This window comes from Pseudomonas sp. Ag1 (assembly GCF_000278565.1).
In the GTDB taxonomy this organism is placed as follows: domain Bacteria; phylum Pseudomonadota; class Gammaproteobacteria; order Pseudomonadales; family Pseudomonadaceae; genus Aquipseudomonas.
Map to the genome: position 1 here is coordinate 219,225 of NZ_AKVH01000108.1, position 18,958 is coordinate 238,182.

Consider the following 18,958-nt stretch of genomic DNA (forward strand, 5'->3'; position numbering starts at 1 on the left):
GGAAGGTTTTCTCTGATAGCGGAAACAGCATTGGCAAGGTGCCATTATTGTGCCGCTATCGGAATGCCGGGTTTTGATATGGGTCAATGCGCCGCGTCAATCCGGCACAGGCAATCCAAAAAAGGCGCGGGCACAGGCGGTGCTGTGTTGCGCCAGGTCTTCCACGGTTTCTTCGCGGTGCAACGCGACCTCCCGTAGGACTTCCGGTAAATAGGCGGGTTCGTTGCGACCGTTTTTCGGCTTGGGCCGCAGGGTGCGAGGCAGCAGGTAGGGCGCGTCGCTTTCCAGCATCAGACGGCCCCGGGGGATTTCCCTGACCAGCGGATGCAGGTGCGTCCCACGGCGCTCGTCACAGATCCAGCCGGTGATACCGATATGCAGGTCCAGGTCGAGGTAGCTGAACAGCGCCCGCTGCTCGCCGGTGAAGCAGTGCACCACGGCGGCCGACAGGTGATCGCGGTAGTCCCGCAGGATTTCCAGCAGGCGCTGGTTGGCGTCACGTTCGTGGAGGAATACCGGGAGCTTCAACTCCACGGCCAGGGCCAGGTGTTCTTCGAGGACTTTTTCCTGCTGGGAGCGCGGTGAGAAATCCCGGTTGAAATCCAGCCCGCATTCACCCACCGCACGCACGCGACTTTCCTTGAGCAGGCCGCGCAGGCGCCTGGCGCTTTCGGCGTTCCAGTCACTGGCAGAGTGGGGGTGAATGCCGGCGGTGGCGAACAGGCGTTGGCCACTTTCGTCCAGTTGCTGGCACAGCTCCAGGGCCTGTTCGCTGCCGTCGACACTGGTACCGGTGAGCACCAATTGGCTCACCCCGGCGGCGTAGGCACGGTCGAGAACGGCCTGGTGCTTTTCGTCGAAACTTGGGTTGGTCAGGTTGACGCCGATATCAATGAGTTGCATGGTGCTACCTCCGCCTGCGGTCGGAAAGCATATCAGAGCTGTAGATTTATAAGAAAAGCCAAGAACTACAACGAGTTAAAGCTGTCTTTGAAAGTCGCAAGTAACACCGTGTTTGGTTTGTCGCCATCTGCCGTGCCACCCTTGCGCCCAAAGCCTGCGCTCATGGCGCTCTGTTTCTGTCCCCCAACGCCTCGTTTTTCGCGAAGCAATGGGCAGTATTCTTTCTTCCGGAGAGCGGATGATCCGACCCTCGGCGTTGCTTGTGTTGTGCCTGACGTTACTGCTGCCCATGGCGGCGGTTGCGCGTCTGGACGGGCCGCTGGAAGTGACCCGGCCCGGCAAGGTCCGCGACCTTGCGGAAATCCGCAGCAGCCGCACCTTGCGGGTATTGGTCAACCAGAGCCGCAACAGTTCCGGCGAAGTCCAGGGCCAGGCCATCGGTGTTGAATACCATCGCCTGCGCGCTTTCGAGCAATACCTCAACGGTCACGCCCGTGACGGCGAGGAAATCAACCTCAAGATTATTCCCAAGGCCAAGGATCAGCTGATTGGCGCATTGGCCCGTGGCGAGGGCGACCTGGTGGCACCCGGCGAATTGCTGGATGTGAAGGCCGCCCACAAGATTGCCACCAGCGACCCGATCGCCAGCGACGTGCCGTTATGGCTGGTGGGGCTGAAGGGCGAGCGGCGGTTTACCCGGCTGGAGCAACTGTCCGGGCGCACGCTGGCCTTGACCACGGGCAGTGCCGCGTCGGATGCGATCAGCCAGGTCAACCAGAAGCTGGCGCTGCACAAATTGCCGCCGGTGAAGGTGGAATGGGTGGATCCGAGCCTCGCGGTAGAGGACGTGCTGGAGATGGTACAGGCCGGGATTTTCCACCTGACCATTGTCGAGCGGCCGATTGCCGAACGCTGGGCGAAGATCCTGCCCAAGCTGCGTTTCGACCGGCAAGTGACCATCAGCGAGCCGGGCGAAGAGTATTGGTTTGTGCGCCAGGATGCCTCGATGCTGCGGGCCAGTATTGATCGCTTCCTCAAGACCTACCGCACGCCGTCCGATCAGGATGTGGCGTTCCAGCGCATCTACCGCCGCCTCTACCAGGTACGTTATCCACTGGCTCGCGTCGACCGCCAGCGCCTGGAAAAACTGCGCCCGGTGCTGCAAAAGCATGCCCGCGAGCAGGGCATGGACTGGCTGAACCTGGCCGCGCTGGCGTTCAAGGAGTCTGCCCTGGACCCTGGCGCTCGCAGCAGCGGCGGCCCCACCGGGCTGATGCAGATCACGCCATCGGCGGCGCAGCGGGTCGGGGTGAACAACATCGAAAGCCTGGACAGCAATGTGCAGGCGGGCGCGCGGTACCTGGCGATGATCCGGCGCAAGTTCTTCTCAAGCCCCAAGCTCAACGAGCGCGAGCGCATGGCGTTTGTGCTGGCGGCCTACAACATGGGGCCCGAGCGGGTCCAGGGAATGCGTGCCGAGGCGCGGCGGCGGGGGCTTAACCCAAACCAATGGTTTTTCCAGGTCGAGCGCATTGCCATGGAGCAGGTGGGAATGAGCGGCGTCAGCTATGTTAATAGCGTGAACAAGTATTACCTGGCGTTTGATCGTGAGCGGGAGTCGTTGGAGCCGGCAGCGCCACGGGTTGCCTCACGCAAATAATCTATTAATTCGATAATTATGAGCCGCTTTATCGGCTTTTATCATTGTTTAAACTGATTAATATAGCGGCCAACCCAACCCCTACCTTGAAAAGGATTATCAGCATGAGCCCATTGATCACCCGCATCCTCTCCACCCGCGCCGGCTACGGCCTGACTGTCCTGCGGATTTTTGTCGGGATCATCTTCGCCGCCCACGGTTCGCAAAAACTCTTTGGCTGGTTTGGCGGCGGCGGCCTGGCGGGCACTGCCCAGTGGATGGAAAGTATCGGCCTGGCCCCAGGTACCCTGATGGCGGTGCTGTCCGGTGGTACCGAGTTCTTCGCCGGGCTGGCGCTGATCATTGGCTTGCTGGCACGGCCGGCGGCACTCGGCCTGTCGATCATTTCCCTGGTGGCGATTTTCTCGGTGCATATCCATAACGGTTTGTTCATGGCCAACAACGGCTACGAGTTCGCCCTGGCGCTGCTGGGCGGTACGCTGGCCGTGTTGTTGGAAGGTGCGGGCAAATTGTCCGCAGACCGCGCCATCACTCACTGATACCGCGACCCCCCCTTAAAAGGCCCGCCCAGTGCGGGCCTTTTCGTTGCTCGGGATTCTTGACACCGCCCTACAGGCTTCTCTAGGATGTTGCCCATGCGCCGATTTAAACAGCTAATTGCGGGGCGCCACGGGTGACTGATCACAGTCCCGACAGAAGCCAGAGCCATGGGCCAGCTTCGAAATTCCGCTAAAGCGCTGGTTCGGTGTTGCCTCTCACCTGCCCGCAGACTTTTGAGGCAGAGACACGACACAATGAATGCACTACGCCCCCTCATACGCCTGGCCCCGATCACCGCGGACCTGACCCAACGCAATCCTAAAATCCTCTTGGGCGGCAAGCATCAGCCGACGTTGCTGCGCTATCTGGATGGCTGGCCGCGCCGCACGGGGCGGCCTTCGGCCTTTCTGATCCAGTTTGTCGAAGACGGCGACTCCCTTGCGCGCTTTGCGTCCAACAGCTTCGACCTGGCCGTCATTCAGGCACCCAGTGCCAGCGACGCGGGCGAAGTGATACGCCAACTGACCCGCATTGCCCGGCAAGGGCTGATCGCCCGGCGTTGAGCCCTCAGTAGAATGCTGCTGAAGGCAGGTGCCGGTGACGGCGACGCAACAGGAAAATACCCCCCGCAATCAGGCACAGTATCAGCGGTACAGGCACGATATTGAGCAGCTTCACTTTGCGTTCCAGGGCGTGAACCTCGGCGTATGACTGGACCTTCAGCGCGTGAATTTCCATGGGGATTCGCAAGCGCTCCTTGTTGAGCGCTTGCAGCAGTGTGTTGGAGGTTGCAGCCTGAGGGCCCGGGGAAATTGTCGGGGGGTTGAGCAGTTGCCATTCCTTTTCCGTTTGTTCCAGGCGTTGCGCCAGTTCGGCGGACTTCTCACCGTAGGCCAGTGCCGCGTCTTCGCGCATTGCCTGCAGCACCTGCAGTGATCGAGCACCGCCTGCGCGGGGGCGAATGTTCATCAGTGCATCGGGCGCCGCCAGGTTGTCCAGGGTGTTCAATACAAACATCGCGTTATCTGACAACGCGCCACCCGCCGCGCGATGCTTCTGGAGCATTCCAGACACACGATCGCTGAGCAGGTCAGTGTCGGCGACCACGACCACATGGATGTTCGCAGCCTTTTGCAAGCCGGTGTTACGCCCACTGATGCCGTCAGGAAAGGCGGAATAGGCGGGCCCTTCGACGCGGGCGGCGATCACTTGTTGTTGAGCGCGAGTGGCTGTTTCATTGATCAGTGAATTGAGCTGCGCTGGCAGGGCGAAGCGCTCTGCCTCAAACAGCGCGGCGTGCGCGGAGCTTTGCAGCAACGGGGTGAAGGTCATGCGGCTTCTCTTGGCTGGGGCCAGGGCGCCGCTGCTCAAGACGTTGACGTTGTGAAGTTTCCAGGCGCTGATGTCATCCTGTGCCATCGCCTGGCGGGGCAAGGTCAGTGCCGCGGGATGGCGCACAGGCGGCTGGCCTGTGGTCAGGATCACCGAAGTGGCATAGTCGCGATCGGCAATCACCTTGTTCGCGGGCATCTGGATGCCCCAGGCGGACAGCAATGCTTCCAGCTTGGGGTTTTCCGGGGCCGTGACGCTGGTGTCCAGCCCGACAAGCGGGTCGATAAACATCATCAACTTGCCTGCGCCCAATACAAACTGGTCTATTGCGTAGAGGGTTTGGTCAGGCAGGTTGCCGGGATGAATCACCATCAGGGTTTTGACGTGTTCAGGAATTTGCGCGATACCCGGCTCCAGGCTCACCACGTTGAACTGGCGACGGATCTCCTGCAACACCTGCCAGGGAGGCGTATTAACGCCGTTGCGTTCATCTCGCTCACCGTTTATTGGCAGCCGGGAGATCAAGCCCACAATGGGTTGCTCGGGGTGGATCACCTTATGAATCAAATGGCTGATTTCATACTCCAGCAGTGACTCCCGGTCCGGGCTGAATGACGGGATGCTATGGGGCGCATGGCCCGCGCTGGTACCCACCAGGCCGAAGAATCCGTGTTGTTCGTCAAGTCCCAGTAACCTGGCTTTGTATTCATCTTCAGAAAAAGGGGTGGGGTCGATGAGGTGCAGGTTGATTTTGCCCTTTGCCGCTTTTTCATATTCCTTGAGCAACAGCTCTACCCGTTTAGCGTAGCTTTCAACGGCGTTGGCTTTGTGTGCACGGTTGCTTGAATTGAAGAAGTACAGATCCACCGGTGTTTCCAGTGAACCGAGCATAGCCTGTACAGGATCGGAAAGTGTATGGATGTTCTGTTCCGAAAAATCCAGCCGTGGATTTGGAAGTTTCAGTGCCCAGACCAGGTTAAAAGCGAGAAACAGTAACAGCAGCGTGATAATTGTGAGGCTGGCACTTAGTCGCGTTTTCATCGTGATGTGTCCTTCTCAACCGTTTCTTACATTCAGGACAATGACCGTCGCGCCAAGAAAGGCGATGATCATACTGATGAAGTACAAACTGTCTTGAAGAGCCAGTACCCCTTGGTCAATGGCGGCAAAACGCGCAGACGGGCTCAGGGAAAGAAGGCGGTCAATCAGCCATACCGGAACTTGATGTTCAATTGCATCAAGAATGGATGACAGGCCACTGGCGGTCAGCAGCAAGCACAGGGTTACGGTGAATATAATCGCGCGATGGTGTGTCAGTGCGCAGATAAAACAGCCCACGGATAGATAACATCCGGCCAATACCCAACTTCCCAGGTATTGTGACGCAATGACTGTATTGTCCGGATTGCCAAAATAGTTGACGGTGATAACTATCGGGAAGGTCAACAGCAGGGCCACGCCAGAAACAATCCAGGCCGCCAGGAACTTTCCGACCACTATCTCGAAACGTGTGACGGGCAGGGTTTTCAGCAACTCCATGGAACCGGTGGTGGGCTCGTCGGCCCAAAGCCGAGTGCATAGAACAGGTGTCAACAGTAAGTAGAGCCAGGGGTGCAACTGGAAGAAGCCCTGCAAGTCGGCACTGCCGACTTCCAGTAACCGGGTTGCATGGAAGCCAAATACAGCAGCGGCGGTCAGGAAAACCGCAGTGCTCAGGTAAGTGAGGGGTGCCGAAAGATAACTGACCAGTTGACGCTTGAATATGACCGGGAGAAGTTTCAAATCGATGCCTCCTGGCTCATATGGTGCACAACGTCATCCAGGCGCCCGGCTTCCAGGTTCAGGGCATTGAGCTTCCAGCGGCGCTGGGTGACCAGTGCATTGATGTGGGGGTAGATGATTTGCCCCGGCAGGGCGAGTACGGTCACTGTGCCGGGAGTCTCGCGGTCTTCCTCGATGCCGGCGACCCCGGGCAATACCGCCAGGGCCAACAGGTCCAGCGGTGTATCGGCTGCAAGGGTGACCGCCTGGTGATGACGGGAGCTGCGCTGCAGTTCGGGCACCGACGTGTCTGCCACCAATCGACCGTCGGCTATCACCAGTGCGCGGGTACAAATACCGGTCAGTTCTTCCGGCGCACGGGACGCGACAATGATCGTCATCTCGTCGCTGAGCGACTTGATGAGCATTCTGACTTTGTGTTTCTGGTCGGCACTCAGACCTTCTGTTGGCTCGTCGAGCAACAGCAGGCCGGGGTCATGCAGGATTGCCTGGGCGATGGCTACCTTGCGTTTCAACCCGTCCGTGAGGGTTTCCACCGGGCTTTTGAGTATCCGCCACAACTCAAGCCGTGCAACTGCCCGGTCAATCATCTTGCGTTTTTCCGCGCCGCGGAATCCACGTATTTCGGCAATGAAACCGAGAAAGGCCTTTACACTCATTGCACCATGGCTCAAGAGTCGCTCTGGCTGGTAGCCGGTGACTTTCTTTGCCTGGAATGCGTTCAGGGCGATATCGTTACCGAATATTTTTATATGGCCTGAAGAGGGTGTAGTCGAGCCTGAGATCATTTTGATAATAGTTGTTTTTCCCGCACCATCATTTCCAAACAGCCCGATGCATTCCTGGGGTTGAGCGTTGAATGAGAAGTCATGAATAATGTTTTTTCCGCCCATGGTTTTTGTCAGGCTCGTTATCTCTATCATTATGCTTTTCTACTGAATGGATATGGCAAGGCTGGATTAACCTGGGTGAACAGCAGGTTGTGAATGTTCGAAATTCAATGCTTGAAATCTTTTTATGTTGAAGCTTTTCCGACGTCGCACTGTTAAAAAATGGTACGTTCAATAAACGCTCTTGGAAATGCTGAGGGGGCTGAATAAGATAAGTCCTACATGCCAGACTATGACTCGCTGAAACAATTGTTTTGCTTTTGATGATTTAATTACAGTCGTTGTTTATTTGGTGTTTATTTAAAGTTTATGCCAATTTGAAATGGAGCCTGATGTCATGCTGCTTCTACGTACCCTTGTTCTTGAACAGTCCGGGCATGATGCACCGGTCAATGGTGCACTGCTTTGTGGTTTTGCGGTGGCGCAGATCTCTTCAAACTTTCTTGCCTACAGTCTGGATGAAGAAACAGAGCCCGGTAGTTCACGGGTGTACATCGCAGCGTTGCGCAAAAAGTCCGAACGTTACTTTCTGGGGGCGATAGACTCCAAGGAAGACCTGCAAATAGCGACCCATGTCTTCAAGCAAATCCTGACGCTCGCGGCTGCTCCCGGGGCAAAATCTGCAAGCAGCGGCGAAACTCAGATTCCCTTTCATTTTGTTGATTTGAAAGGCTGCAAATTGCCCCCGGCCAGGCCTGAAGATCATCACTCGTTGACGATCAAGAAATCCCTGGTGATGAAGGTGATTACCCTGGGAACGTCGGCGCCCGGTTTGCCCGCCATTGAAAGCAATACGTTGATCGTGCCGTCGATTCGTTTCTCCTCAAGAATGGTGTCTGCTCCCAGGTCCCCCGATCCTTCAGAGCCTGCGCGGTCATTGCCCGAGCCGGTGACGCAGGCGCCCGAGGCTGAGCTCGAGATATCCGAGCCGCTCGTTGAGGCGCCACTACAGGCACCGATCGAGGCGCCTGCTGTCGCTGCGCCAGTGCCGGCGCCCATAGTCCAACAACCTGAACCGGTCCCCCAGGCGCCGCCGCCCATGCCTGCCCGGAATGAGTCAGCCTCGTTGTTTGAAGTGGACGATACGCTGGCCAATCTTTCCCGATTGTCACAGGAGCTGACGCAGCAAAAGCTCAGCGTGCTCAAGCAGGAAGAAGCGCTTGATCAGTTGCGTCTCGAACTGCGCCAGGAAAGGGCTGACCTTGAGCAGGAGAGTCAGCGGAGTGCCGACAGGATTGCCGAAAAGGAAACGTCCCTGGAACAGTTGGCCCGCACGCTGGCCCTCCGGGAGGAGCATCTGGCTGGCAGCTCGGCGCTGAACCAGACAGAGCAGCGTCGAATGGACGAGCGTGCGCGCTACCTGGAGAGCCAGGAAGCCCAGTTGCATGACCGTGACCTTGCGGTGCGTCTCAAGGAGCAACAGCTGACGGCTGCGCTGTTCCAGTTGCCTGTCCTGCGGGACAACCTGAGGGTTACGCTTCAATCCCTGGATGAGTCACTTGCATGGCTTGGCGAGAACGGGCGCGGCCAGCCTGAATGCGGCCCGACCCAGACGGAGGCTGACTGATACGCGTCGTTGCCGGAATCCGCCGGTGGGTCTGGCTACTTTCCCGAGTTCATTTATCATCGACCCCCACAGCCGACATCGGGCGTTAAATGCGTTGTGCCTGATGCGGCAGCGGGTCTGAAAAATGCAAACTTCCAGGGGATGTAGAGCTTTTGAGCACCAAGCTGATTACCAAAGAAGGTCATGAGGCCCTGAAAAAGGAGCTTGATTACCTGTGGCGAGAAAAGCGCCCTGATACCACCCGCAAAGTGACGTGGGCGGCCTCCCTGGGGGACAGGAGCGAAAACGCCGACTACCAGTACAACAAGAAGCTGCTGCGGGAAATTGATCGTCGGGTGCGTTATTTACGCAAGCGCCTGGAAGACATGCGCGTGGTCGAGTACATGCCCGAGCAGGAAGGGAAGGTGTTTTTCGGCGCCTGGGTGGAGATTGAAAACGAACAGGGCGAGACCAAGCGGTTTCGCATCGTGGGGTACGACGAGATCTATGAGCGTATGGACTACATCTCCATCGACTCACCCATGGCCCGGGCACTGTTGCGCAAGGAAGTGGATGACGAGGCGCTCGTGCAGACCCCGAGTGGCGAAGTGTGCTGGTGGATCACCGCTATCGAATATGTGAAGTGACAACGGATGGCCCGTACGCATGAACGCGTGCGGGCCATTTGCGTTTTCAGCCCTCGCGCAGCACCGTCAACGGGCTGGCATTCAGTGCGCGGCGGGTGCCGAACACGCCGGCACCGCCGATCAGCACGGCGCCGATCACCGGCAGCAGCAATAGCCACGGATGCGGGTGCCAGGTCAGGTCGAACGCGTAGCGGTACAGCACCAGTGTCACCAGTTCAGTGCCCAGCGCTGCCAACAGCCCGCTGACTGCGCCCAACAACCCGAACTCGATACGCCGGGCCTTGACCAGCAACTTGCGCTCAGCCCCCAGCGCCCGCAGCAGGGCGCCCTGGCGAATCCGCTCATCGAGGGTTGCCTGGAGCCCGGAGAACAACACGGCCATCCCCGCTGCCAGGACAAACAACAGCACGTACTCCACCGCCAGGGTGACCTGGGCCAGGATGCTGCGCAGTTGTTCCAGCAGTGCCTCCACCTGCAGGATGGTCACCGCCGGGAAGGCCCGGGACAGGTCGACGATCTGTTGGTCATGGCCGGGTGCGAGGTAGAAGCTGGTCAGGTAGGTGGCCGGCAGGTCCTTCAGGGTGCCGGGCTGGAAGATCATGAAGAAGTTGGGCTGGAAGTTGTCCCAGTTGATTTCCCGCAGGCTGGTGACCCGCGCTTCGCGGTTTTCCCCGCCGACGGTAAACACCAGGTGATCGTTGAGCTTGAGTTTCAGGCTGTCGGCGACTTTGGCCTCCACCGAGACGCCTGGAATCTCGTCGGTCGGTTGCGCCGTCCACCAGGAGCCCGCCGTCAGCTTGTTGCCCGGTGGCAGGTCGGCGGCCCAGGTCAGGCTCAAGTCTCGCTGTACTGCACGATCGCCGCTGGAGTCCTTGCTGACAATCTCCTGCACTGGCGAGCCATTGATGCTGATCAGTCGTCCCGGTACCACCGGATACAACGGAGCCGATTGCGCCTGTAATTCCAGCAGGCGTGCGCCGAAGGTGTCTTTGTCGGCGGGCAGGATGTTCAGGGCGAAATAGTTGGGGGCGTCCTTGGGCAACTGGTTCTGCCAGGTATCCAGCAATTCGCCGCGCAACAACGCGATCAAGCCCATGGATAACAGGATCAGCCCGAACGCCAGTGACTGCCCCGCGGCGGCCAGGGGATGACGCAGCAACTGGCCCAGCCCCAGGCGCCAGGGCAGGGAGGCCCGGGCCAGCAGGCGTCGCAGGCTTTGCAGCAACAGGAGCAGCAGGCCGCCGAGAACCAGCGCGGCAATCACGCCGCCGCCCAGCAGGGCGAAGGTCAGCACCAGGTCGAGGCTCAAGCGCCACATGATCAGGCCCAGGGCGAAGAGTGCGGCGCCGTAGACCATCCAGGTGCTGGAAGGGATTGGCAGCAAGTCGCGGCGCAATACCCGCAGTGGCGGCACCCGCCCCAGGGCGGCCAGCGGCGGCAGGGCGAAACCGGCGAGGGCTACCAGCCCGGTGCCAATCCCGGCAACGGCCGGCAGCAGCCCGCCGGGTGGAACGTCCGCCGGCAGCAGGTTATGCAACAGCGCAAACAGGCCCAATTGCGCCAGCCAGCCGAGCAGGGCGCCGGTCAGGCTGGCCAGCAACCCCAGCACGGCCAATTGCAGGCTGAACAGCAACATGGTTTCGCGTCGCGACAACCCGAGGCAGCGCAGCAAGGCGCTGGCATCAAAGCGTCGGCTGGCGAAGCGATTGGCCGAGAGCGCCACGGCCACGCCGGAGAGCAGCACCGCCACCAGGCTGGCCATGTTCAAGTAACGTTCGGCCTTGCCCAGCGCGCCGCCGATCTGCTGGTTGCCGTCGCGCGCATCCTGCAGCCGCTGGTTGGCAGCCAGGCCGGGCTTGACCAGGTCGCGATAGGTTTGCAGCACGGTGCCGCCCTGTGGCGCTCGCCACAGGTCGCGATAACTCACGCGACTGCCGGGCTGCACCACGCCGGTGGCGTCAAGGTCGGCCAGGTTGATCATCACCCTGGGCGTCAGGCTATAGAAGTTGCCGGCGCGATCCGGCTCATAGGTCAGCACGCGGGAAAGGCGCAGGGTCTTCATGCCGACGTCGATGCTGTCGCCGATTTTCAGGTTCAGTGCCGTCAACAGCCGTGCTTCCACCCAGGCTTCACCGGGTTTGGGGCCACCTCCGGCAGTTTCTTCGGCGAAGGGTTCGGCGGCGCTCTTCAGCTCGCCGCGCAACGGATACGCCTCGTTGACCGCCTTGATGCTGGACAGCTGGATGCCGGCGTCAGTGGCAATCACGCTGGAGAATTCCACCACCCTGGCGTGCTGCAGGCCCAGCTCGGTGCCACTCTGGATTTGCTCGGTGCGGGCGGGTGAACTGCCTTCCAGCACGAGGTCGGCCGCCAGGAACTCGGTGGCGCGCAACATCATCGCGCCGTTCAGGCGGGCACCGAAGTAACCGATGGCGGTGCTGGCGGCCACGGCCACCAGCAGGGCGAAGAACAGCACACGCAGTTCGCCGGCGCGGGCATCGCGCAGCAACTGGCGAAGGGCAAGGCTGAACAGGCGCAACAAGGGCAAGCGTGCCATCAAGGCTCCAGGGGCGCGACCATCAGGCCGGCTTCAAGACGGATCAGGCGACGGCAACGGTGGGCCAGGCGCTCGTCATGGGTCACCAGCACCAGGGTCGTGCCGCTCTCTTTGTTGAGTTCGAACAGCAGGTCGCTGATGCGCTCGCCGGTATGGCTGTCGAGGTTGCCGGTGGGTTCATCGGCAAACAGCACGTCTGGTTCGGCAGCAAACGCCCGGGCAATCGCTACCCGTTGCTGCTCACCCCCCGAGAGTTGGCGCGGCGAGTGGGTGAGACGCTGGCCCAGGCCGACACGCTCCAGCAGGTGCTGGGCGCGCTCGCGGGCGTCCTTGCGGCCGTCCAGCTCCAGGGGCAGCATCACGTTTTCCAGCGCGTTGAGGCTGTCGAGCAACTGGAAGGACTGGAACACAAACCCCACGTGCTCGGCGCGGATGCGTGCACGCTGGTCTTCGTCGAGGGTACTCAGGGCCTGGCCGGCGAGGGTGACTTCGCCACTGCTGGGCAGGTCGAGGCCGGCCAGCAGGCCGAGGAGGGTGGATTTGCCGGAACCGGAGGCGCCGACGATAGCCAGGCTATCGCCCTTGTTCAGTTCCAGGCTCAGTTCGTGCAGGATAGTCAGTTCACCTTCCGCGCTGGGAACCACTTTGCTAAGGTTTCGCGCGGTGAGAATGCTTGCGCCCATGGAGAATCCAATGCGAATGTGGTTTTTGAGTGCTGGCCTGGCCTTGATGTGCATGGCCCAGAACGCAGCGGCGGGTACAGTCCTGATCGTTGGCGATAGTATCAGTGCCGGTTTCGGGCTGGATACCAGCAAAGGGTGGGTAGCGTTGTTGGGACAACGGCTCAAGAGCGAAGGTTTCGACGATAAAGTGGTCAACGCCTCTATCAGCGGCGACACCAGTGCCGGAGGCCGGGCGCGGCTGCCGGCGGCGCTTGCAGAGCATAAGCCGGACCTGGTGATCATTGAGCTGGGCGGCAATGACGGCCTGCGTGGGCAGCCACCCGAGCAATTGAAACAAAATCTTGCATCGATGATTGAACAGTCCAAGGCCAGCGGTGCCAAGGTGCTGCTGCTGGGCATGCAGTTGCCGCCTAATTACGGGCCGAAATACACCACCGCGTTTGCTAATGTCTACCCGGCCCTGGCCAAGGAAAAAAGCGTCCCGCTGGTGCCGTTTTTCCTTGAAGGCGTCGGTGGTCATCCGGACCTGATGCAGGCTGACCAATTGCACCCGGCGGTTGGCGCGCAGGGCAAGTTGCTGGAAAATGTCTGGCCAACGCTAAAACCACTGCTATGACGCTTTTCTAGCAGCGGTCTTTCGGCTAAGGTGGCGCCCCCCCGATTTGGAGCCCCCGATGTCGCGTCCTGCCTGGTCACTGTTTGCCTACCAACTGATCGAGCCTGACGAACAGCTGGATCTGTTCGCCTGCCAGGAAGTCCGGGTGCATCTGGTGACGCGTCAATTGGAGTTGGGCGGGTCCATCGACCGCACCCTCTGCGGCACGTTGTTGCCTGCCCAGCCGCGCTGGTCATCGGTGGATCGCTCGATCTTCCAGGACCAGCGTTTGTGCCCCCTGTGCCGGGCGATCCTCGAGTCGCAAAAACGCGGCACACCGCCGATCTGGCCAGAGCTGCGCTTCGAGCTTTGAATATGGGTGCCCGCCGGGCAGCCGTGTACAATCCATTTTCTACTACCCGTCGATCTGCGAAGGAATTCCCGGATGTTGTCGCGCCTTTCCGCCGTCACCTGCTGCCTGTCTCTCGCTGCGCTCTGCGCGGCCGGTCCTGCTGCAGCCTTGCAGTTGCCTTTGCCGCCACCGGGTGAAGATATCGTTGGCCAGGTCCAGGTGATCAAGGCCAAGTACGAAGATACCTTCGCGGACCTCGGCACCACCTACGACCTGGGTTATTCGGAGATGGTCGCGGCCAACCCGGGCGTGGATGCCTGGCTGCCGGGAGCGGGTACCGAGATCGTGTTGCCGACGCGCTTCATCCTGCCGCCCGGCCCGCGTGAAGGCATCGTGATCAACCTGGCGGAGTACCGGCTCTACTACTACCCCAAGGGCCAGAACGTGGTGTACACGTTCCCGTTGGGGATTGGCCGTGAAGGCTGGGGCTCGCCAGTGGCCCACACCACCATCACGGGCAAGATCCCGAACCCGACCTGGACCCCGCCAGCCTCGATCAAGGCAGAACACGCCGCCAATGGCGACCCGTTGCCCAACGTCGTGCCGGCGGGCCCGGACAACCCGCTGGGGCCGTTCAAGTTCACCCTCGGCACGCCGGGCTACCTGATCCACGGTTCCAACATGAAGTTCGGCATCGGTACCCGTACCAGCCACGGTTGCTTCCGCATGTTCAACAACAACGTGCTGGAAATGGCCGACATGGTGCCGGTGGGCACGTCGGTGCGGATTATCAACGACGCCTACAAGTTCGGCGCGGCCGGGGGCAAGGTCTACCTGGAAGCCCATACGCCGCTGAACGACGATGGCACCCCATCGGTCGTCGACAAGCACACCGCCGTCATCAACGCCTTGCTCAAGCGTGAAGACCTGTCCAGCAACCTGCGGGTCAACTGGGACCAGGTGCGTGACGTGGTTGCGGCTGAAGACGGTTTGCCGACGGAAATCGGTGTACCCGGCGGGGCGCCGATGGTATCGAGTACGCCGGTCGATCTGCAGCAGTAAGCCTGCACGATCCATAACCCGTTATCGCCTCGCGCGGTGACGGGTTTTTTATTGTCTGGAATCCAGCCAAATCACAGGCAAAAAAAAGCCGATCCAAGAATGGATCGGCTTGATAACAACCCCGGAGGATTATTACTTGCGGCTTGCTTTTTCAAGCATGCGCAGAGCGCGCTCGTTAGCTTCGTCAGCAGTCTGTTGTGCTTTTTGAGCAGCAGCCAGAGCTTCATCAGCTTTACGGTAGGCTTCGTCTGCACGAGCCTGGGAGCGTGCTGCTGCGTCTTCAGTTGCAGTCAGACGAGCTTCGGTTTCTTTGGAGACGCTGCTGCAACCGGTAGCCAGAACTGCGGCCAGAGCCAGAGCAGAGAATTTCAGAACGTTGTTCATCGTGTTCCCCTTCAAGGACTTTCTATTAAATGGCTACTTTCTCAGAGTGAGCTAATAGCCGGCGTACATACTACCCATTACTTGTAGTAAGTAAACTGACGTAGCGCAAGAAGCAAAAAAAATTCTCGCGTCCAATCTATTTTGGCTAATCTTTCGAGAGTCTGTATAAAAAATATGCAGATTTTTGCACTCGGCCGAGGATTGGATCCAGCCTGAAAGGGCCGGCTGGCATGTGTTAAGCCATGTAAACATAAGTCATTTTATATATCGTCCCTGACACTATTGTTCAGATTGTCTTTTCGCCATTCGGTATCTTTTGTGCATGTTGAGGTGACTTTAAGAGCGCGTGTTCGTCTCAAGCTTCAACTGCCGGCAATGTTCAGGCCATCGACGTAAGGAATCTCGATTGGCCCTTTCTATGTCCGCCAGCGCAACGGAAGACGAGCGCGTCTTGAGCAATTGTGCGATTGGCGCCTACTATTTCCCTGTGCTGGTTGTGAGCGCTAGTGCAAGGCACTGGCCGCTTTTCTCGTTGTCGAAACCGGCACCGGGTGGCGTAGATGTTCCTTCGCCGGAAAAACATCGGTAAGGTAGGGGTCAGAAACCAAGACCCGCGAGGAGTAGTGATGAGCGAGGCGTTGTCCATCCACCATGACCAGGCTGGTCATCAGTTCGAGACCAATGTGGACGGTCATCGTGCCTATCTGACCTATATGGATCTCGGGAAGCAGACCCTGGATATCTATCGCACCTTCGTGCCCAACGCATTGCGCGGCCGTGGCATTGCTGCCGCGCTGACCGAGGAAGCGTTGAAGTTCGCCGAAGAGGCAGGTTATACGGTGATCCCGTCCTGCTCCTACGTTGAGCGCTACATGGAGCGCCACCAGCGCCATGCCGCGAAGCTTTGAGCATTGAGTAGGGCGGTACGCAGAGCATCCCAGGATGCATTCCCACGCAGGGCGGGGGAACGATCAAAAAAAACGCCGGGTTTAGCCCGGCGTTTTTGTGTCCGCAGTCTGTGCTCAGCCGCGCTGGCGCTTGGGCAACACGTCCTTGAGCTTGGCGTGCATGCTGCGCAAGGTGGTCTCGGTGGCAGACCAGTCGATGCACGCATCGGTGATCGACACGCCGTATTGCAGGTCGGCCAGGTCCTTTGGAATCGCCTGGCAGCCCCAGTTCAGGTGGCTTTCGACCATCAGGCCGATGATCGACTGGTTGCCTTCCAGAATCTGGTTGGCCACGTTCTCCATCACCAGCGGTTGCAGGGCCGGGTCCTTGTTGGAGTTGGCGTGGCTGCAATCGACCATGATGTTCGGCTTGATCTTCGCCTTGTTCAGCGCCTGTTCGCACAAGGCCACGCTGACCGAATCATAGTTGGGCTTGCCATTGCCGCCACGCAGTACCACGTGACCGTAGGCGTTGCCCTTGGTGGTGACGATGGACACGCCACCTTCCTGGTTGATACCCAGGAAGCGGTGCGGGCTGGAGACCGACTGCAGGGCGTTGATCGCCACGGTCAGGCCGCCATCGGTACCGTTCTTGAAACCCACGGCCGAGGACAGGCCGGAAGCCATTTCGCGGTGAGTCTGGGATTCGGTGGTGCGTGCACCAATTGCCGACCAGCTGATCAGGTCTTGCAGGTACTGCGGGGAAATCGGGTCCAGGGCTTCGGTTGCCGTCGGCAGGCCCATTTCCGCCAGGTCCAGCAGCAATTGACGACCGATGTGCAGGCCATCCTGGATCTTGAACGAGTCGTCCAGGTACGGGTCGTTGATCAAGCCTTTCCAGCCGACGGTGGTACGCGGCTTCTCGAAATAGACACGCATCACCAGGTACAAGGTGTCGGACACTTCCGCCGCCAGCACCTTCAGGCGCTCGGCGTATTCGTGGGCAGCCTTGAGGTCATGGATCGAGCACGGCCCGATGACCACGAACAGGCGGTGGTCGGTGCCGTCGAGAATCTCACGGATGACTTCGCGGCCCTTGGTGACGGTCTGCAGGGCAGCGTCGCTCAGGGGGATTTCGCGCTTGAGCTGATCGGGCGTGATCAGGGTCTCGTTGGATTCGACGTTAAGGTCGTTGATCGGTAAATCAGCCATCGTGTTACTCGTCAGGGTCACGGGTGCCGGCCGCCAGCGATCCCCGTGCGGCGGAGCACAGCATGATTTAAGTGCAGCGGGGAGCGGAACCTTAGCGCGTTACAAGGCTGCGAGACAATGGGCAACGTCCGCTTTAATCCAGCGCTGGCAGCACAAAAGCCTCATGGGAGAACTCGCCGGCATGGCGCGTGACCCATTCCCGGGCCAGCGCTTCGCTCTGCCCGAGTGTGGGCTCGGCGCCTTCGTGGAGGCGGCAGTACCGTTCGATCTGGCACACTTGCTCACCCATTCGCGCACCGAACAAGGCCTGCTCATCGGTAAAGGCAATGTCGACGCGGTAGCCGTTTTCGGCCTTGCGGCACCATGCCACATAGCCCGGATAGCGGGCCGTCTGGCCCAGTGAGGGGATGTGCAACTCGATGGCCGCGCCCTGGCGCCAGGCGCGCGGGCAATTGCATGCGACGCCGCCCAGGCCGATAGTGTGCAGCCGTTGGCGGGAAATGCCGGAAATGGGGCGTTGGGTTATTTCGACAGCGACATCATCAGGGTGAGGAAAGAAACGACCCATGCACACGGACTCCGAGCACCGTCCAGTTGACGGCGGTGGCAGCAGTATAGTGAAAGAACTGCAACTTACCGACCTGGATATCGACCAGCAATTACTGGGGCTTCCCGGCACGTCCCTGGTGGTGTTTACCGGTGACGGCTGCTCGCGTTGCCGCTTCCTGCACCAGCAACTGCCGGGTTGGGACTTGCCGGTGGACCGGGTGTGCTGGGTGGATGCGGGTCACAATGGCGGGGCAGTGGAGCGCTACGAGATCTTTCACCTGCCGGCGTTGTTTGTGGTGTGTGACGGGAAATTCCATGGAATATTAGCGTCACTGACGCGTCTGACCGCCAGCGACCTGACTCAAGGTGTGCAGCAGGCGCTCAAACGAATACCAGAGGAGTTGCCATGACCGAAGTAACAAAACAGTCGCCACGGATCGGGATCATCGGCACCGGGGCCATTGGTGGCTACTACGGTGTGATGCTCGCGCGCGCCGGCTTCGATGTGCATTTCCTGCTGCGCAGCGAGTACGCGGCGGTCAGCGAGCGCGGCCTGCAACTCAACAGCACGATCCACGGAACCGTGCACCTTCACCCGGTACAGGCTTATGCCCGCGCCGCCGACATGCCGCCGTGCGACTGGCTGCTGGTGGGCACCAAATCGACCGGGAATGTCGAACTGGCCCCGACCATCGCTCAAGTTGCCGCCCCGGACGCCAGGATAATCCTGTTGCAAAATGGCCTCGACGTAGAGGACAGCCTGCGTGAACACCTGCCGCCGTCGCTGCACCTGCTGGGTGGCCTGTGCTACATCGGCGTGCACCGTTCCGGTCCCGGGATCGTCGAGCATCAGGCGCTGGGCCGGGTCAACCTGGGTTACCACAGTGGCCCCGCGGCCAACGATGACAGCGGTCGGCAAGCCATCGTCGAAGAAGGCGCCGCGCTGTTTCACCAGGCCGGTATCGATTCCCAGGCCATGGCCAATGTGCACCAGGCGCGCTGGCATAAACTGGTGTGGAACGTGCCTTACAACGGCCTCTCGGTATTGTTCGGCACGGGCACCACGGCGATGATGGCGGATGAGTCCAGCCGCGAACTGATCCAGGCGCTGATGGCCGAAGTGGTGCAGGGCGCCCACGCCTGCGGGCATGAGATTCCCGCCAGTTACGCCGGGCAGATGTTCACCATGACCGAGAGCATGGATGACTACTTGCCCAGCATGTATCACGATTACGTGCACAAGCGCCCGCTGGAACTGGCGGCGATCTACGCGCGCCCCTTGGCCGCGGCCAACGCGGCGGGTTGTGAATTGCCACGCATGCAGGCGCTGTATCAGGCCTTGAGTTTTATGGATCGGCATAACCGCTGATTGGGGGG

20 protein-coding genes are annotated in these 18,958 nt (G+C 59.9%); 11 read left to right on the top strand and 9 right to left on the bottom strand.

Annotation, left to right across the window (positions count from 1 at the left end; translation table 11 throughout):
• Nucleotides 1-96: 96 nt before the first annotated feature.
• Nucleotides 97-903, bottom strand: coding sequence for a TatD family hydrolase (locus tag A462_RS07585; protein ID WP_008437745.1), 807 nt, complete (start codon nt 901-903; stop codon nt 97-99).
• Between the two features lie 238 nt (nt 904-1,141).
• Between A462_RS07585 and A462_RS07580 the strand changes: the two genes are divergently transcribed.
• The 3 genes from A462_RS07580 (at nt 1,142) to A462_RS07570 (ending at nt 3,666) form a co-directional block, all read left to right on the top strand.
• Nucleotides 1,142-2,563, top strand: a complete 1,422-nt coding sequence (locus tag A462_RS07580; RefSeq protein ID WP_003218738.1) for a transglycosylase SLT domain-containing protein — start codon at nt 1,142-1,144, stop codon at nt 2,561-2,563.
• A gap of 104 nt (nt 2,564-2,667) precedes the next feature.
• Complete coding sequence (locus A462_RS07575) at nt 2,668-3,102, top strand: DoxX family protein (RefSeq protein WP_003218737.1); 435 nt, start codon at nt 2,668-2,670, stop codon at nt 3,100-3,102.
• Nucleotides 3,103-3,357: 255 nt separating this feature from the next.
• Nucleotides 3,358-3,666: a hypothetical protein gene (locus tag A462_RS07570; protein WP_003218736.1), complete on the top strand. Its 309-nt coding sequence runs from the start codon at nt 3,358-3,360 to the stop codon at nt 3,664-3,666.
• Between the two features lie 4 nt (nt 3,667-3,670).
• Here A462_RS07570 and A462_RS07565 read toward each other — a convergent pair whose 3' ends face one another.
• From A462_RS07565 to A462_RS0132680, 3 genes are read right to left on the bottom strand one after another with little or no spacing between them, the layout of a single operon-like run.
• Nucleotides 3,671-5,476 (bottom strand): Gldg family protein, encoded by a 1,806-nt coding sequence (locus tag A462_RS07565; RefSeq protein ID WP_008437748.1) that lies wholly within the window; start codon nt 5,474-5,476, stop codon nt 3,671-3,673.
• A 15-nt stretch (nt 5,477-5,491) separates the two neighbouring features.
• Complete coding sequence (locus A462_RS07560; RefSeq protein ID WP_008437749.1) at nt 5,492-6,217, bottom strand: ABC transporter permease; 726 nt, start codon at nt 6,215-6,217, stop codon at nt 5,492-5,494.
• A complete protein-coding gene (locus A462_RS0132680; protein WP_008437750.1) occupies nt 6,214-7,140 on the bottom strand; it encodes an ABC transporter ATP-binding protein in 927 nt (308 codons plus the stop codon). The genes A462_RS07560 and A462_RS0132680 overlap by 4 nt, the downstream gene beginning before the upstream one ends.
• A gap of 304 nt (nt 7,141-7,444) precedes the next feature.
• Between A462_RS0132680 and A462_RS07555 the strand changes: the two genes are divergently transcribed.
• Together A462_RS07555 and greB are read left to right on the top strand one after the other, a co-directional pair.
• Nucleotides 7,445-8,674 (top strand): hypothetical protein, encoded by a 1,230-nt coding sequence (locus A462_RS07555; RefSeq protein WP_008437751.1) that lies wholly within the window; start codon nt 7,445-7,447, stop codon nt 8,672-8,674.
• A 152-nt stretch (nt 8,675-8,826) separates the two neighbouring features.
• Nucleotides 8,827-9,300: a transcription elongation factor GreB gene (greB, locus tag A462_RS07550; RefSeq protein ID WP_008437752.1), complete on the top strand. Its 474-nt coding sequence runs from the start codon at nt 8,827-8,829 to the stop codon at nt 9,298-9,300.
• Between the two features lie 46 nt (nt 9,301-9,346).
• On the opposite strand, the gene A462_RS07545 is transcribed toward greB, so the two are convergent.
• Together A462_RS07545 and A462_RS07540 are read right to left on the bottom strand one after the other, a co-directional pair.
• On the bottom strand, nt 9,347-11,857 hold the full coding sequence (locus A462_RS07545) for an ABC transporter permease (RefSeq protein WP_008437753.1): 2,511 nt from the start codon (nt 11,855-11,857) through the stop codon (nt 9,347-9,349).
• Nucleotides 11,857-12,540: an ABC transporter ATP-binding protein gene (locus A462_RS07540; RefSeq protein WP_008437754.1), complete on the bottom strand. Its 684-nt coding sequence runs from the start codon at nt 12,538-12,540 to the stop codon at nt 11,857-11,859. The genes A462_RS07545 and A462_RS07540 overlap by 1 nt, the downstream gene beginning before the upstream one ends.
• 10 nt (nt 12,541-12,550) lie before the next feature.
• Here A462_RS07540 and A462_RS07535 point away from each other — a divergent pair, with 10 nt between their 5' ends.
• From A462_RS07535 to A462_RS07525, 3 genes are all read left to right on the top strand, one after another.
• Nucleotides 12,551-13,156 (top strand): arylesterase, encoded by a 606-nt coding sequence (locus A462_RS07535; protein WP_003218725.1) that lies wholly within the window; start codon nt 12,551-12,553, stop codon nt 13,154-13,156.
• A 58-nt stretch (nt 13,157-13,214) separates the two neighbouring features.
• Nucleotides 13,215-13,508: a hypothetical protein gene (locus A462_RS07530; RefSeq protein WP_003218723.1), complete on the top strand. Its 294-nt coding sequence runs from the start codon at nt 13,215-13,217 to the stop codon at nt 13,506-13,508.
• Between the two features lie 72 nt (nt 13,509-13,580).
• Nucleotides 13,581-14,549 carry a L,D-transpeptidase family protein gene (locus A462_RS07525; protein ID WP_008437756.1) on the top strand — a complete coding sequence of 323 codons (969 nt, stop codon included), beginning with the start codon at nt 13,581-13,583 and terminating at the stop codon, nt 14,547-14,549.
• 132 nt (nt 14,550-14,681) lie between these two features.
• Here the strand turns inward: A462_RS07525 and oprI are convergent, their stop codons facing one another.
• The gene (oprI, locus tag A462_RS07520; RefSeq protein ID WP_003172710.1) at nt 14,682-14,933 is read right to left on the bottom strand and encodes an outer membrane lipoprotei OprI; all 252 of its coding nucleotides are present in this window, start codon (nt 14,931-14,933) and stop codon (nt 14,682-14,684) included.
• A 626-nt stretch (nt 14,934-15,559) separates the two neighbouring features.
• Between oprI and A462_RS07515 the strand changes: the two genes are divergently transcribed.
• A complete protein-coding gene (locus A462_RS07515) occupies nt 15,560-15,841 on the top strand; it encodes a GNAT family N-acetyltransferase (protein ID WP_003189869.1) in 282 nt (93 codons plus the stop codon).
• Between the two features lie 114 nt (nt 15,842-15,955).
• Here the strand turns inward: A462_RS07515 and A462_RS07510 are convergent, their stop codons facing one another.
• Together A462_RS07510 and A462_RS07505 are read right to left on the bottom strand one after the other, a co-directional pair.
• On the bottom strand, nt 15,956-17,032 hold the full coding sequence (locus tag A462_RS07510) for a 3-deoxy-7-phosphoheptulonate synthase (RefSeq protein WP_003218719.1): 1,077 nt from the start codon (nt 17,030-17,032) through the stop codon (nt 15,956-15,958).
• Nucleotides 17,033-17,165: 133 nt separating this feature from the next.
• Nucleotides 17,166-17,600: a PilZ domain-containing protein gene (locus tag A462_RS07505; protein WP_008437761.1), complete on the bottom strand. Its 435-nt coding sequence runs from the start codon at nt 17,598-17,600 to the stop codon at nt 17,166-17,168.
• Here A462_RS07505 and A462_RS07500 point away from each other — a divergent pair.
• Complete coding sequence (locus A462_RS07500; protein WP_003218715.1) at nt 17,599-17,991, top strand: hypothetical protein; 393 nt, start codon at nt 17,599-17,601, stop codon at nt 17,989-17,991. The genes A462_RS07505 and A462_RS07500 overlap by 2 nt on opposite strands.
• A complete protein-coding gene (locus A462_RS07495; RefSeq protein ID WP_008437763.1) occupies nt 17,988-18,950 on the top strand; it encodes a putative 2-dehydropantoate 2-reductase in 963 nt (320 codons plus the stop codon). The genes A462_RS07500 and A462_RS07495 overlap by 4 nt, the downstream gene beginning before the upstream one ends.
• Nucleotides 18,951-18,958 lie beyond the last annotated feature (8 nt).